The organism is Streptomyces sp. NPDC093071 (assembly GCF_044754545.1).
In the GTDB taxonomy this organism is placed as follows: domain Bacteria; phylum Actinomycetota; class Actinomycetes; order Streptomycetales; family Streptomycetaceae; genus Streptomyces.
Genome location: NZ_JBIVPH010000009.1, coordinates 169,447 through 183,959, shown reverse-complemented (window position 1 = coordinate 183,959; position 14,513 = coordinate 169,447). Strand labels below are relative to the sequence as shown.

The following is a 14,513-nucleotide window of genomic DNA, read 5'->3' as shown; positions in this document are numbered from 1 at the left end:
GCGGGGCTCAGCCCTCGGCCGGGGCCGCCGCCGCCTTCTTGGTGGTGCGGCGGCGCGGGGCCGCCTTCTTCGGCTCCTCGGCCACGGCCGCGGCCTCGGCGGCCGGCTCCGCGACGGCCTTCTTCACCGTACGGCGACGGGCCGGAGCCTTCGGCGCCTGCGGCTCGGAGGCGTCGGGCGCCTCGGCGGCGACCGTCTTCTTGGCCGCCCGGCGACGGGGAGCCTTCGGGGCCTCCTCGGCGGCCGGGGCCTCGGTCGCCGGAGCGGCCTCGGCGACGGCGGCCTCGGCCACCGCCTTCTTGGTGGTGCGGCGGCGCGGGGCGGCCTTCTTGGGGGCCTCCTCGACGACCGTCTCGACGGCCGGGGCCTCGGCCGCCGCCTTCTTCGCGGTGCGGCGGCGCGGGGCGGGCTCGGGAGCCTCCTCGGCCACCGGCGCCGGCGTCACGGCCGGTACGACGATGATCGCGGCGGCCTCGGCGGACGCCGGGGAACCGGCGGCCCGGGTGGCCGCGCGGCGGCGGCGCGGGGCGGGCGCCTCCTCGACGACCGGGGCCGCGACCGGCTCGGCCACCGGCTCGGCGGCCGGGGCCTCGGCGGTCACCGGCGAACCGGCGGGCCTCCGGGCGGTACGGCGACGGCGCGGAGCCGGGACCTCGGCCGGGGCCTCGGTCACGACGGCGACGGGCTCCGCCACCGGGGCGGCGACGGTCTCGACGGCCCGGGGGGCCTCGGCGACCGGCTCCGCGACGGCCTTGCCGGCCGCACGGCGGCGCGGGGCCCTCTTCGGCTCCTCGGCCCGGGGGGCCTCGGTGACGACCGGGGCCGGGGCCCCGGTCTTCGGGGCCTCGACGGCGGTCTGCGCCCGCAGGGCGGCCGCGGCGGTCTCGGGCGTCTGGAAGGAGACGGTGTCCTCGACCGGACGGACCCGGGCGCGGCGGCGGCGCACGGCCGGAGCCGGCTCCTGGACGGCGGGGGCCGCGGGAGTGCGGACCGCCGGAGCGGCCTGGGCGGCCTCCGGGCGTGCGGCGCGGGCGCGACGACGGGGGGCCTTCGGCTCCTCGGTCTTCGCGGCCTCGGCCTTCCGCTCCTCGGTCTTCGGAGCTTCGGCCTTCGCGGCCTCGACCTTCGGCGCTTCGGTCTTCGGGGCCTCGGTGACGACCGGGGCCGGGGTCTCGGTCTTCGGCGCCTCGGCGACGGCGACCGGAGCGGCCTGGGCCGTCTGCGCGACCGGCACGGAGCCCTGGACGCCGACCCGGGTGCGACGGCGGCGGCGCGGCGTGCGCGGACCGGACTCGGTCCGGGCCTCGTCACCCGCCGGTCCGGCCTGCCGGGTCTGCTCGGCCTGCCGGGTCTGCTCCGACGGAGCCGGGGCGTCGACGCTGTCGCCGCCACGGGTGCGCCGGCGCTGGCGCGGGGTCCGGGTGCGCTCGGGGCGCTCCTCGGTCCGCTCGGCCGCCTTCGGGCCGCGGCCACGGCGTCCGCCGGGCTCGCCCAGGTCCTCCAGCTCCTCCGCGCCCAGACCCGCGCGGGTCCGCTCGGCGCGGGGCAGGATGCCCTTGGTGCCCGCCGGGATGTCCAGCTCCTCGTACAGGTGCGGGGAGCTGGAGTACGTCTCGACCGGGTCGTGGAAGTCCAGGCCGAGCGCCTTGTTGATCAGCTGCCAGCGCGGGATGTCGTCCCAGTCGACCAGGGTCACCGCGGTGCCCTTGGCGCCCGCGCGGCCGGTGCGGCCCACACGGTGGAGGAACGTCTTCTCGTCCTCCGGCGACTGGTAGTTGATGACGTGGGTGACGCCCTCGACGTCGATGCCGCGCGCGGCGACGTCGGTGCAGACGAGCACGTCGACCTTGCCGTTGCGGAAGGCGCGCAGCGCCTGCTCGCGGGCGCCCTGGCCGAGGTCGCCGTGGACGGCGCCGGAGGCGAAGCCGCGGCGCTCCAGCTGCTCGGCGATGTCGGCCGCCGTGCGCTTCGTACGGCAGAAGATCATCGCGAGCCCGCGGCCGTTGGCCTGCAGGATGCGGGAGACCATCTCCGGCTTGTCCATCGAGTGCGCGCGGTAGACGTGCTGCTTGATGTTGGCGACGGTGACGCCCTCGCCGTCGGGCGAGGTGGCGCGGATGTGCGTCGGCTGCGACATGTAGCGGCGGGCGAGACCGATGACCGCGCCCGGCATGGTGGCCGAGAACAGCATGGTCTGGCGCTTCGCCGGAAGCATGTTCATGATCTTCTCGACGTCGGGCAGGAAGCCCAGGTCGAGCATCTCGTCGGCCTCGTCCAGGACGAGGACCTTGACGTGGGAGAGGTCGAGCTTGCGCTGGCCGGCCAGGTCGAGCAGGCGGCCGGGGGTGCCGACGACGACGTCGACGCCCTTCTGCAGCGCCTCGACCTGCGGCTCGTACGCGCGGCCGCCGTAGATGGCGAGCACGCGCACGTTGCGCACCTTGCCGGCGGTCAGCAGGTCGTTGGTGACCTGCGTGCACAGCTCGCGGGTGGGCACGACGACGAGCGCCTGCGGGGCGTCGGTCAGCTGCTCGGGCTTGGCCCGGCCGGCCTCGACGTCCATGGGGACCGTCACGCGCTCCAGGATCGGCAGGCCGAAGCCGAGGGTCTTGCCCGTGCCGGTCTTGGCCTGGCCGATGACGTCGGTGCCGGTGAGGGCGACCGGGAGGGTCATCTCCTGGATGGGAAAGGGGTTCACGATGCCGACGGCCTCGAGGGCCTCGGCCGTCTCGGAAAGGATTCCGAGCTCTCGGAAAGTCGTAGTCAGGGTGCTGCCTCTTCTGTGAGACGCGGCGCGAGGCGAACGAAGGGGGTCGTACCGTGCCGGATCGCTGTCGGCGCGATCGGGAAGACCGCTGCCGGGTGGCACGGGACCACTGCCGTCGCTCGAGCGTCGTACCGCTGAGGGTGACCCCTCCGCGGGTCCGCCGGAAGGGCTGTCGGGCCGGAGCCGATCGGGCCACCGACCGGGCATCCTCATTCATGAGTCGGCCCACCGGATACGTCCGAACGTGCGAAAGCATGTCCGCATAATCAGCAGGCGCCTTACCACTGTACCCCGGAATCACGCAGGTGTGTCGGGAGAAAACGTGATGAGGGCACGGTCACACTGACTGACCAGGGCCTTACCGGGCCGCGCGGGCGGGCTATTGTGCGCTCCATGGAGACGCCTGACAACGCCACACCCACCGGGATCGCCGCCAAGGACTGGGCGACGGCTTCCGCCGAGCCGCAGTACCGCGCCGCCGTGATCGACCTCCTCGGCGCCCTCGCCTACGGAGAGCTGGCGGCCTTCGAGCGGCTCGCCGAGGACGCCAAGCTGGCGCCGACCCTCGCGGACAAGGCGGAGCTGGCGAAGATGGCCTCGGCCGAGTTCCACCACTTCGAGCAGCTCCGGGACCGCCTCGCGACCGTCGAGGCGGAGCCGACGGCGGCCATGGAGCCCTTCGCGAAGGCGCTCGACGACTTCCACCGCCAGACCGCGCCCTCGGACTGGCTGGAGGGCCTGGTCAAGGCGTACGTGGGCGACTCGATCGCCAGCGACTTCTACCGGGAGGTCGCGGCCCGGCTCGACTCCGACACCCGCGCGCTCGTGCTCTCCGTGCTCGACGACACCGGCCACGGCAACTTCGCCGTGGAGAAGGTGCGCGCCGCGATCGACGCCGACCCGCGCGTCGGCGGCCGGCTCGCGCTCTGGGCGCGCCGGCTGATGGGCGAGGCGCTCTCCCAGGCCCAGCGCGTGGTCGCCGAGCGGGACGCGCTCTCCACGATGCTGGTCGGCGGCGTCGCGGACGGCTTCGACCTCGCGGAGGTCGGCCGGATGTTCTCCCGGATCACCGAGGCGCACACCAAGCGCATGGCCGCGCTGGGACTCGCCGCCTGAGGACGTCCCGAAGAGGACGTACGGAAGACGTACGGAAGAGGACGTACCGAGAAGCACGTACGGAAGAAGAAGGCGTACGGAGGAGGGTGGCGGCGCCAGACGCCGGCGGCGTCAGACCGTGGCTGATCGGCGCAGTCGGCGCGAGGCCGGGCGGACAAGGAGCGAGAGCAGGACCGCCGCCACCGCCACCGCGCCCACCAGGGTCGCGAGGGAGTGACCGGGGCCGAGCGCCCCGTGGGTGACGAACGCGCCGAACACGCCGCCGAGCGCGCCGGCGGAGAGGACGAGCCCCCGGCCGGGGAGACGGTCGGACAGCCGGTGCAGGGCGGCCCAGGCCAGAACGAGACCGAGCAGGGCGGAGCCGAGGACTTCCAGGTACATCGGGGAGATCACCTCGCGAGGGGTGCGGGGCGGGTGGTGCGGTCGAGGTCCTACCTACCCGTGGCGCTCGGCGCGCAATCCTCCCGTACCGCCCGACGTGGACATACGGGTACGCGAAGGGCCCGGTGGACCGAAGACGGTCCACCGGGCCCTTTCCGCAGATCCTGGGCTCAGATCGCGCCGAAACCCACGCGGCGGACGGCGGGCTCGCCGAGCTCCACGTACGCGATCTTGTCGGCCGGGACGAGGACCTTGCGGCCCTTCTCGTCCGTGAGGCTGAGCAGCTGCGCCTTGCCGGCCAGCGCGTCGGCAACCGCGCGCTCGACCTCCTCGGCGGACTGCCCGCTCTCCAGAACGATCTCCCGGGGCGCGTGCTGCACGCCGATCTTGACCTCCACGGCTATGTCCCTCCGAACGGTCAGCGTTGCGCGATTCATCCGCGCCGTACGCTGCACACATTAGCCCGGTGAGGGGACGAGCACGGCGCGGTCGCCACACGCCAGGAGCGAACACGTTCCGGGGGTGAACACGCTCCGGACGGGAACCGGCGGCGCGGGGTCAGTGGCCCTCGGCGCCCGGCTGGCCGTCGACCGGGTGGAGCGGGAAGCCCGCGATGCCGCGCCAGGCCAGCGAGGTCAGCAGCCCCACCGCCTTGTCGCGCGGGATGGGGGACTCGCTCGACAGCCAGTAGCGGGCGACGACCTGCGAGACGCCGCCGAGGCCCACGGCGAGCAGCATCGACTCGTCCTTGGACAGGCCGGTGTCCTCGGCGATCACCTGCGAGATCGCCTCGGCGCACTGGAGGCTGACCCGGTCCACGCGCTCGCGGACGGCCGGCTCGTTCGTCAGATCGGACTCGAAGACCAGCCGGAAGGCGCCGCCCTCGTCCTCGACGTAGGCGAAGTACGCGTCCATGGTCGCCGCGACCCGGAGCTTGTTGTCCGTGGTGGAGGCCAGGGCGGTGCGCACCGCCAGGAGGAGGGACTCGCAGTGCTGGTCGAGCAGGGCCAGGTAGAGCTCCAGCTTCCCCGGGAAGTGCTGGTAGAGCACCGGCTTGCTGACGCCCGCCCGCTCGGCGATGTCGTCCATGGCGGCGGAGTGGTACCCCTGGGCGACGAAGACCTCCTGGGCCGCGCCGAGCAGCTGGTTCCGTCGGGCACGTCGCGGCAGGCGCGTGCCCCGAGGGCGTGCTGCCTCTGTCTGCTCGATGGCGCTCACGCGGCCTCCAAAGATTCGATCCATGCGCGCTGTAGCGACGCGCCGCCATCGTACTTTTGGGTAACCCGGCTGTGCGCGGTGCGGACGCAGAATTTCACGGACCGGACACCGGGGTCGACAGCCGATTCAAGATTGAACCGAACGAATCGGCGGGAAGCGCGGTCCGGCGGCCGCCGCCCCCGCGTTCCTCCGGGCGTTCAGCGGTAGTCGTCCTCGTCGAGGGCGATGACGCGCGCCTGCTCGGACGCGTCGGCCTCGTTCGCCGACTCGCGTTCCACGTGGGTCAGCGGCTCGTCCTCGCGCGGCCGGAGCTCGGCGTGCTGCTCGGCGGCGTCGGCCTCCGGCGTCTCCTCGTCCAGCTCGACGGCCTCCTCCTCGGCGAACGTGTCCGGCTCGGTCGGATCGACGGTCATGCGGCTCCCTCCGGTACGGGGTCGAGGCCCCTCCCCGACGGCTTCCCTTCGAGCGTAGGAGTACACGCGCCCCGCCGCACACGGACTTGTGACCGCACCCACACGCGGGGGCGCGTGATCGTCTCGTAATATTGCGGCCATGTCCTCGACCGAGCTGCCGGAAACCCGGACCGCCGCCGCACCACCCGCGTCGCGGACCCGCGCCGTACGGGTCGCCGACGGCGAGGAGCTCCGCTCCGTCGCCCTGCCCGGCCTCAGCCTGACCGTCCGCTCCCGGCCGGGCACCCGGCCCGGACTGCCGCCCGCGCTGTACGTCCACGGCCTCGGCGGCTCCTCGCAGAACTGGTCCGCCCTGATGCCGCTGCTCGCGGACGTCGTGGACGGCGAGGCCGTCGACCTCCCCGGCTTCGGCGTCTCCCCGCCGCCCGAGGACGGCGACTACTCGGTCACCGGCCACGCCCGCGCCGTCATCCGGCTCCTCGACTCCGAGGGGCGCGGACCGGTCCACCTCTTCGGCAACTCGCTGGGCGGCGCCGTCGCCACCCGCGTCGCCGCCGTCCGGCCCGACCTGGTCCGCACCCTCACCCTGGTCTCGCCGGCCCTGCCCGAGCTGCGCGCCCAGCGCACCGCCTGGCCCACCGCGCTCCTCGCGCTGCCCGGCGTCTCCTCCTTCTTCGCGCGGCTCACCCGGGACTGGACGGCCGAGCAGCGGGTCCGCGGGGTCATGGCGCTCTGTTACGGAGACCCCGGCCGGGTGACCGACGAGGGCTTCCTGCACGCGGTCGAGGAGATGGAGCGGCGCCTGGAGCTCCCGTACTTCTGGGACGCGATGGCCCGCTCCTCGCGCGGCATCGTCGACGCGTACACCCTCGGCGGGCAGCACGGACTGTGGCGGCAGGCCGAGCGGGTCCTCGCCCCGACGCTGCTGGTCTACGGCGGGCGCGACCGGCTCGTCTCGTTCCGGATGGCCCGGAGGGCGGCCGCCGCCTTCGGCGGCTCGCGGCTGCTCACCCTGCCCGACGCGGGGCACGTGGCGATGATGGAGTACCCCGAGACGGTCGCCCAGGCCGCCCGGGAACTGATCGCCGATCACGGCGGGAGCTGATCCGGGGCGTGGGACGACACAGTCGCAAGGGCGCCGCGCCCTCACCGGCCGACACCGGCCGGCCGCCGGCCGCCGGACAGCAACGGACCGGACAGCAACGGACCGGACCGGAACCGGCCGCGTCCGGACCGGCCCCCGGCACGGGCCGCCGCCGCAGGAGCGCGACCGCGGCCGACGACGGCCGGGACCCGACGGGCACACCGCCGCGCGGGACGCCGCCGTACGGAAAACCGCCCCAGGGGAAACCGCCGTACGGCGCTCCCGGCCAGGGCTCCCCGGCGTACGGGACACCGGCCCACGGCACTCCGATGTACGGGACGCCCGCCCACGGGACCCCGGTGTACGGGACACCCGCGCACGGCACCCCCGCGCACGGCACTCCGGTCCACGGCACCCCGGCCCATGGCATCCCGGTCCACGGGATTCCCGCCCACGGCGGCCCTCCGCAAGGGCCCCCTGGCCGCCGGGTCCCGCGTCACGGTGCCCCCGCCCCGGCCGCCCCCGCCCCCGCGTCCGTCTCCGACACCCCCGCGCACGGCACCCCCGGCACCCCCGCCCACGGCATCCCCGTCCACCGGGCGGCCGCCGTGCGGGGTGGGCATCCGCAGCACGACGAGGGGGGTGCGCGGCCCGTGCCCTACGGCGGCCGGCGCGGGCGGACCCTGCCCGTCGATCCCGAACGGGCCGACGAGCAGGGGCCGTTCGTCCCCGGGCCCCGGCACGAGGACGAGCCCGAAGCCGAGGTCCCGGCCGGCCGGGGCGGGCTCGGCCGCACCCTCGCCGGGGTCGCGGCCGCCGCCGTCGCGACCGTCCTCGCCGTCGTCGTCGCCGGACAGGTCACCGGCCAGGAGGAGCCCACGGCGGCTCCCCGGGCCGCCGGGGAAGCGGCCGAGCGGGCCGTGGACGAGTCCTCCGCCTCCCGCTCCGACGACCGGATCACCCCGACGCGCCCCGTGCCCCGGAAGCCCGTGGTCCTCACGTACGAGCAGCTGATGACCCATCAGTTCCCCATCGATCCCGAGCTGAAGGGGTCCGGGGCCTTCGAGGCCGTCCAGGGTTTCCAGAAGGCGCCCGGCAAGGGACGGCTCATCCGCTACCGGGTCGACGTCGAGAAGGGCATCGGGCTCGACCCGAAGCTCTTCGCCGACGCCGTGCAGAAGACCCTCAACGACCCGCGCAGCTGGGCCGGCGACGGCGCGATGACGTTCGAGCGGATCTCCAGCGGGGAGCCGGAGTTCGTCATCACGCTCGCCAGTCCCGGCACCACCGGCGACTGGTGCCGGAAGTCCGGACTCGACACGACGATCGACAACGTCTCCTGCGACTCCGCCTCCACCGAGCGCGTGATGATCAACGCGTTCCGCTGGGCGCGGGGCTCCAGCACCTTCGGCCCCAAGGCCATGCACGCCTACCGCCAGATGCTCATCAACCACGAGGTCGGCCACCGGCTCGGGCACAACCACGTGACCTGCCGCACTCCCGGCGCGCTCGCCCCCGTGATGCAGCAGCAGACGAAGTCCCTGAACATCGACGGCGTCCGCTGCCGTCCCAACCCCTGGGTGAATCCCGGGAGTTGAGGTCGCGTCCGGTCAGCGGACACCCCGTGGCCGATCGTATGCCGAGACGCTTGTCTCAAAAGCAATGCGAACCGCGTTGACATCGCTCGCGTGTTCGTCCATATTTCTCGGCATGTCGCCCCGTCACGCCGTTTCCGAGTGCGCCGCCATCGAGCTGGCGCTCATCGGCGTGTCCGGACATGCCGTGTCCGACGTTCTCTGTCGCTGACCACCGCCCGAGCGCACGTCGGCCCCCTCGTCTTTCCCGCACCGGCCGATGCCTTTCCGCGCCCGGGTTCCCGTCCCCGTGGGCGCGGCTCCTCCGTGTGTCAGGAATGCTCGGCAATTCCCTGAAAACACCGTCTCTCGCCGCTGCCCGCGAGGAATTCCCCTTCCTTCCGCCGCAGTTCTCCGAGAGGTCTTCTCCGATGCGTCAACCGTCCGTCATTTCCCGCCGCGTGGCAGCGGCCGCCGTCAGTGTCGTCCTGGCCTCGGGCGCCGCCGCCTGCGCGGGACCCGAGGACGCCGGCACCGAGAGCGGCACCTCCGGCAAGGGCTCCTCCGCCCCGCAGAAGGGCGGCACGCTCACCGTCCTCAACGCCGAGGCGCAGACCGACTTCGACCCCGCCCGCCTCTACACCTCCGGCGGCGGCAACGTCCCCTCGCTCGTCTTCCGCACGCTCACCACCCGCAACCGCGAGGCGGGCGCCGCCGGCACCCAGGTCGTCCCCGACCTGGCCACCGACATCGGCCGCCCCAACAAGGACGCCACCGAGTGGACGTACACCCTCAAGGACGGGCTGAAGTTCGAAGACGGCACGCCCATCACCAGCGCCGACGTCAAGTACGGCATCGAGCGCTCCTTCGCCGCCGAGCTCTCCGGCGGCGCGCCCTACCTGCGCGACTGGCTGGTCGGCGGCGACACCTACCAGGGCCCCTACAAGGACCCCAAGGGCCTTGCGTCCATCGTCACCCCCGACCCGAAGACCATCGTCTTCAAGCTGCGGAAGCCCGAGGGCGAGTTCCCCTTCGTCGCCACCCAGACGCAGTTCGCCCCCGTCCCCAAGGCCAAGGACAAGGGCGCGAAGTACGAGGAGCACCCCGTCTCCTCCGGCCCGTACAAGGTCGTGAGCAACGAGAACGACGGCGAGCGCCTCGTCCTGGAGCGCAACGAGCACTGGGACCCCAAGACCGACGAGGAGCGCAAGGCCTACCCGGACAAGATCGACGTCCGGTCCGGGCTCGACGAGGCCGTCATCAACCAGCGCCTCGCCACCTCCTCCGGCGCCGACGCCGCCGCCGTCACCACCGACACCAACCTGGGCCCCGCCGAACTCGCCCAGATCGGCTCGGACAAGGCGCTCGCCGCCCGCGTCGGCACCGGCCACTTCGGCTTCACCAACTACATCGCCTTCAACCCGAAGGTGAAGCCCTTCGACAACCCGAAGGTCCGCCAGGCCATCTCGTACGCGGTCAACCGCACCAGCGTCGTCAACGCCGCCGGCGGCTCCGCGCTCGCCGAGCCCGCCACCACCTTCCTGCCCGAGCAGAAGGCCTTCGGCTTCACGCCGTACGACCACTTCCCGGCCGGCAAGACGGGCAACCCGGAGAAGGCGAAGGAGCTGCTCAAGGAGGCCGGCTTCCCCAACGGGCTCACGGTCACCCTGCTGCACTCCACCGCCCAGAACCGCACCACCAGCCCCGAGATCGCCACCGCCGTCCAGGAGGCCCTCGGCAAGGCCGGCATCACCGTCAAGCTCGACGGCCAGGAGCCCAACTCCTTCAACGAGAAGCGCTGGAGCGTCAAGGACGCGCCCGGCTTCTTCCTCTCCCGCTGGGGCGCCGACTGGCCGGCCGGCGGCCCGTTCCTCGCGCCGATCTTCGACGGGCGCCAGATCGTCACCAACGGCTCCAACTACAACCACGCGCAGCTCGACGACCCGGCGGTCAACAAGGAGATCGACGAGATCAACAAGCTGACCGACCTCAAGGCCGCCGCCGCGCGCTGGGGCGCCCTCGACAAGAAGATCGGCGAGCAGGCCCTCGACGTGCCCCTCTTCCACCCGGTCTACAAGCGGCTCGTCGGCAAGGACGTCAAGAACGTCGTCATCAGCGACTGGACCGGCGTCCTCGACGTCTCGCAGGTCGCGGTCAAGTGACCACTTTGACCGACACGTCGGCGCCCGTGGCGGGCATCCCCGCCACGGGCGCCGCCCGGCAGGTGTGGCGACGGCTGCGCACCCGCCCGGCCGCCCTCGCCTCCCTCGCCGTCCTGCTCCTGCTCGTCCTCCTCGCCCTCGCCGCGCCGCTGCTCGCCGCCCTGGAGGGCCAGGACGCGTACGCGTACCACGACGACCTCGTCGACTCGGCGCGCGGCGGCGTCCCGTACGGCTCCTTCGGCGGCGCGAGCGCCGACCACTGGCTCGGCGTCGAACCGGGCACCGGCCGCGACCTGTTCGTCCGGCTCCTGTACGGCGCCCGGATCTCGCTGCTCGTCGGCATCGGCGCCACCGTCGTCCAGATCCTCATCGGCGTCCTCGTCGGCCTCGCCGCCGGGCTCGGCAACCGCTGGGTCGACACCGTCCTCGGCCGCGCCACCGACGTCCTCGTCGCCCTGCCGATGCTGGTCCTCGCCATCGCGCTGACCGCCGTCGTCCCCCGCGACTTCCCCCGGCCGCTGCTCCTGATCCTCGTCATCGGGTTCCTCGGCTGGGCCGGCACCTCCCGGATCGTGCGCGCCCAGACGCTCACCCTCAAGAGCCTCGACTTCGTCGCCGCCTCCCGCCTCGCCGGCTCCGGCCGGTGGCGGACCGCCCGCCGGGAGCTGCTGCCCGCCCTCGCCGCCCCCGTCATCACCTACGCGGCGATCCTCGTCCCCACCAACATCGTCGTCGAGGCGTCCCTCTCCTTCCTCGGCGTCGGCGTCACCCCGCCCACCCCGTCCTGGGGACAGATGCTGTCGACCGCGCAGACCTGGTTCCGCGCCGACCCGGCGTACGTCCTGCTGCCCGCCGGACTGCTCTTCACCACCGTGCTCGCCTTCACCGTCCTCGGCGACGCGGTCCGCACGGCCCTCGACCCGCGCGAGGCGAGCCGGCTGCGCGTGGGCACCCGTAAGGAGTCCTCCCGATGACCCGCTTCGTCCTCAAGCGGCTCGCGGGTGCCGCGCTCGTCCTCCTGGCGCTCTCGGTCCTCGTGTACGGCCTCTTCTACCTGGCCCCCGGCGACCCCGCCCGGCTGGCCTGCGGCGAGCGCTGCAACCCCCAGCAGATCGCCCAGGTCCGCGAGCAACTCGGCCTGAACCAGAGCGTGTTCGCCCAGTACCTGCACTTCCTCCAGGGCGTCTTCACCGGCCGCGACTACTCCACCGGCACCTCCGTCGTGCACTGCGACGCGCCCTGCCTCGGCCTCTCGTACCAGAGCGACCAACAGGTCACCCAGCTCGTCCTGGAGCGCCTGCCCGCGACCGCCTCCCTGGCCCTCGGCGCCATGGTCGTCTGGCTGCTCGTCGGCGTCGGCACCGGACTGCTCTCGGCCCTGCGCCGGGGCGGGATCACCGAGCGCGTCCTGACCGTCCTCACCCTCGCCGGCACCGGCACGCCCGTCTTCATCCTGGGCCTGCTCCTCCTCATGGCCGTCTGCGCCTACCTCCAGTGGCTGCCCTTCCCCAGCTACGTGCCGCTGGGCGAGGACCCCGAGCAGTGGGCCTGGAACATGCTGCTGCCCTGGATCACCCTCGGCTTCTTCGAATCCGCCAAGTACGCCCGGCTCACCCGCAGTTCCACCCTGGAGACGCTCGCCGAGGACCACATCCGCACCTTCCGCGCCTACGGGGTGGGGGAGCGGTCCGTCGTCACCCGGCACGCCCTGCGCGGCGCCGTCCCGCCGGTGATCGCGATCAGCGCCGTCGACCTCGGCTCGATGTTCGGCGGGGCCGTCCTCACCGAATCCCTCTTCGGCATCCCCGGCCTCGGCAAGACCCTCATCGACGGCGTGCGCCAGATCGACCTGCCCGTGGTCGTCGGCGTGGTCATGGTGATGGGCACGGCCGTCGTCCTCGCCAACGTCGTCGCGGACCTGCTGTACGCGGCCGCCGACCGAAGGGTGGTCCTGACGTGACCGCGTCCGAGACTCCGGCCCCCCTGGTCGACGTACGGGACCTGTCGGTCTCGTTCGCCCGCGACGGCGACCCCGTACGGGCCGTCGACGGGCTCTCCCTCACCCTCGCCGAGGGCCGCGCGCTCGCCCTCGTCGGAGAGTCCGGCAGCGGCAAGTCCACCGTCGCCGGCGCTCTCCTCGGCCTCCACCGGGGCACCGGCGCGCGGGTCACCGGCACCGTGCGCGTCGGCGGCGTCGACGTCGCCACCGCCGGCCCCGCCGACCTGCGGCGGCTGCGCGGCGGAATCGCCGCCATGGTCTTCCAGGACCCGCTGTCCTCCCTCGACCCCTACTACGCCGTCGGCGACCAGATCGCCGAGGTCTACCGGATCCACGCCGGGGGCTCGCGGAAGGCCGCCCGCGCCCGGGCCGTCGAGGTCCTCGACCGGGTCGGCATCCCCGACGCGGCCCGCCGCTCCCGCTCCCGCCCGCACGAGTTCAGCGGCGGCATGAGGCAGCGCGCCCTCATCGCGATGGCCCTCGCCTGCGAGCCCCGGCTCCTCGTCGCCGACGAACCGACCACCGCCCTCGACGTCACCGTCCAGGCCCAGATCCTCGACCTGCTGCACGAGCTGCGGCGCGAGACCGGCACCGCGCTGCTCCTCGTCACCCACGACGTGGGCGTGGCCGCCGAGAGCGTCGACGAGGTGCTCGTCATGCGCGACGGACGCGAGGTCGAACGCGGCCCGGTCGGCGCCCTCCTCGGCGCGCCCTCGGAGCCGTACACGCGCACGCTGCTCTCCGCCGTGCCCCGGCTCGACGGACCGGTCGGGACACCGCCGGAGAAGGCTTCCCCGGAGGGCGAGGTGCTGCTCGAAGCGGTCGGCCTGCGGCGGGAGTTCGGGCGCGGCAAGCGGACCGTGACCGCCGTCGACGACGTCTCCCTCACCGTCCGCGCGGGCGAGACCCTCGGCGTCGTCGGGGAGTCCGGCAGCGGCAAGACCACCCTCGGCCGGATGCTGGTGCGGCTCCTCGACCCCACCGGCGGGCGGCTCCGGTACGGGGGCGCGGAGATCGGCGCCCTGTCGGAGCGGGAGCTGCGCCCGTACCGCCGCGAACTCCAGATGGTCTTCCAGGACCCCGTCGCCTCCCTCAACCCGCGCCGCTCCGTCGGCGAGTCGATCGCCGACCCGCTGCGGACGGCGGGGGAGCGCGACGAGCGGCGGATCCGGGACCGGGTGCGGGAGCTGCTCGACCGGGTGGGGCTCGACCCCGACCGGTACGAGGCCTATCCGCACGAGTTCAGCGGCGGCCAGCGCCAGCGCGTCGGCATCGCCCGCGCGCTCGCCGCCGAACCCCGGATCGTCGTCTGCGACGAACCCGTCTCCGCGCTCGACGTCACCACCCAGGCCCAGGTGACCGCGCTGCTCGCCGAGCTCCAGGCCGAACTCGGCCTCGGCCTCGTCTTCATCGCCCACGACCTCGCCGTCGTCCGGCAGGTCAGCGACCGGGTCGCCGTCATGCGCGACGGCCGGATCGTCGAACAGGGCACGGTCGAGGAGGTGTACGGGGCGCCCCGGGACCCCTACACCCGGCAGCTGCTCGCCGCCGTCCCCTCCCTCGACCCGGTCCTCGCGGCGGCACGCCGGGAGGAACGCCGGGAACGGCTCCGGGAAAGGGACCAGGAGCTGGCCGTCGCCTGACCCTCCGTGACCGTCCTGCCGCTTACCGCGACAGAACGCGACCGGGGTGGGAAAGTTACGAGCATTCACCCCTTCCGGTGGTGGGGGGGGGGGGGGGGCGGGCGGTGGTGCGACACACGTCCTTGTTGTGGGCCCGGGAGGGCGGGCCCGGGGCCC

General features: G+C 73.7%; 13 protein-coding genes. 8 read left to right on the top strand and 5 right to left on the bottom strand.

Annotation, left to right across the window (positions count from 1 at the left end; all coding sequences use genetic code 11):
• Positions 1 to 7: 7 nt before the first annotated feature.
• Positions 8 to 2,674: a DEAD/DEAH box helicase gene (locus tag ACIQD7_RS27755; protein ID WP_402445198.1), complete on the bottom strand. Its 2,667-nt coding sequence runs from the start codon at positions 2,672 to 2,674 to the stop codon at positions 8 to 10.
• 486 nt (positions 2,675 to 3,160) lie between these two features.
• Here ACIQD7_RS27755 and ACIQD7_RS27750 point away from each other — a divergent pair, with 486 nt between their 5' ends.
• On the top strand, positions 3,161 to 3,883 hold the full coding sequence (locus tag ACIQD7_RS27750) for a ferritin-like fold-containing protein (protein WP_121833102.1): 723 nt from the start codon (positions 3,161 to 3,163) through the stop codon (positions 3,881 to 3,883).
• A 111-nt stretch (positions 3,884 to 3,994) separates the two neighbouring features.
• On the opposite strand, the gene ACIQD7_RS27745 is transcribed toward ACIQD7_RS27750, so the two are convergent.
• The 4 genes from ACIQD7_RS27745 to ACIQD7_RS27730 all read right to left on the bottom strand — a co-directional run bounded on the left by ACIQD7_RS27745 (position 3,995) and on the right by ACIQD7_RS27730 (position 5,895).
• Positions 3,995 to 4,264 (bottom strand): hypothetical protein, encoded by a 270-nt coding sequence (locus ACIQD7_RS27745; protein ID WP_121833101.1) that lies wholly within the window; start codon positions 4,262 to 4,264, stop codon positions 3,995 to 3,997.
• A 170-nt stretch (positions 4,265 to 4,434) separates the two neighbouring features.
• Positions 4,435 to 4,662: a DUF3107 domain-containing protein gene (locus ACIQD7_RS27740; protein ID WP_121833100.1), complete on the bottom strand. Its 228-nt coding sequence runs from the start codon at positions 4,660 to 4,662 to the stop codon at positions 4,435 to 4,437.
• Positions 4,663 to 4,822: 160 nt separating this feature from the next.
• Positions 4,823 to 5,482 (bottom strand): TetR/AcrR family transcriptional regulator, encoded by a 660-nt coding sequence (locus ACIQD7_RS27735; protein ID WP_121833099.1) that lies wholly within the window; start codon positions 5,480 to 5,482, stop codon positions 4,823 to 4,825.
• Between the two features lie 197 nt (positions 5,483 to 5,679).
• Entirely contained in the window at positions 5,680 to 5,895 is a 216-nt protein-coding gene (locus ACIQD7_RS27730) for a hypothetical protein (RefSeq protein ID WP_402445097.1), read from the bottom strand.
• 139 nt (positions 5,896 to 6,034) lie between these two features.
• On the opposite strand from ACIQD7_RS27730, the gene ACIQD7_RS27725 reads away from it, so the two are divergent.
• From ACIQD7_RS27725 to ACIQD7_RS27695, 7 genes are all read left to right on the top strand, one after another.
• Positions 6,035 to 7,000, top strand: a complete 966-nt coding sequence (locus ACIQD7_RS27725) for an alpha/beta fold hydrolase (RefSeq protein WP_402445095.1) — start codon at positions 6,035 to 6,037, stop codon at positions 6,998 to 7,000.
• Between the two features lie 8 nt (positions 7,001 to 7,008).
• On the top strand, positions 7,009 to 8,577 hold the full coding sequence (locus tag ACIQD7_RS27720) for a DUF3152 domain-containing protein (protein WP_402445093.1): 1,569 nt from the start codon (positions 7,009 to 7,011) through the stop codon (positions 8,575 to 8,577).
• A gap of 64 nt (positions 8,578 to 8,641) precedes the next feature.
• Positions 8,642 to 8,785 carry an Ms4533A family Cys-rich leader peptide gene (locus ACIQD7_RS27715; RefSeq protein WP_373682823.1) on the top strand — a complete coding sequence of 48 codons (144 nt, stop codon included), beginning with the start codon at positions 8,642 to 8,644 and terminating at the stop codon, positions 8,783 to 8,785.
• Positions 8,786 to 8,984: 199 nt separating this feature from the next.
• Positions 8,985 to 10,715 (top strand): ABC transporter substrate-binding protein, encoded by a 1,731-nt coding sequence (locus ACIQD7_RS27710; RefSeq protein ID WP_399757400.1) that lies wholly within the window; start codon positions 8,985 to 8,987, stop codon positions 10,713 to 10,715.
• Positions 10,712 to 11,689: an ABC transporter permease gene (locus ACIQD7_RS27705; RefSeq protein ID WP_402445091.1), complete on the top strand. Its 978-nt coding sequence runs from the start codon at positions 10,712 to 10,714 to the stop codon at positions 11,687 to 11,689. Before ACIQD7_RS27710 ends, ACIQD7_RS27705 begins: the two co-directional genes overlap by 4 nt.
• Positions 11,686 to 12,675: an ABC transporter permease gene (locus ACIQD7_RS27700; protein WP_121833094.1), complete on the top strand. Its 990-nt coding sequence runs from the start codon at positions 11,686 to 11,688 to the stop codon at positions 12,673 to 12,675. Before ACIQD7_RS27705 ends, ACIQD7_RS27700 begins: the two co-directional genes overlap by 4 nt.
• The gene (locus ACIQD7_RS27695) at positions 12,672 to 14,357 is read left to right on the top strand and encodes an ABC transporter ATP-binding protein (RefSeq protein WP_402445088.1); all 1,686 of its coding nucleotides are present in this window, start codon (positions 12,672 to 12,674) and stop codon (positions 14,355 to 14,357) included. Before ACIQD7_RS27700 ends, ACIQD7_RS27695 begins: the two co-directional genes overlap by 4 nt.
• The last annotated feature ends 156 nt before the right edge of the window (positions 14,358 to 14,513 follow it).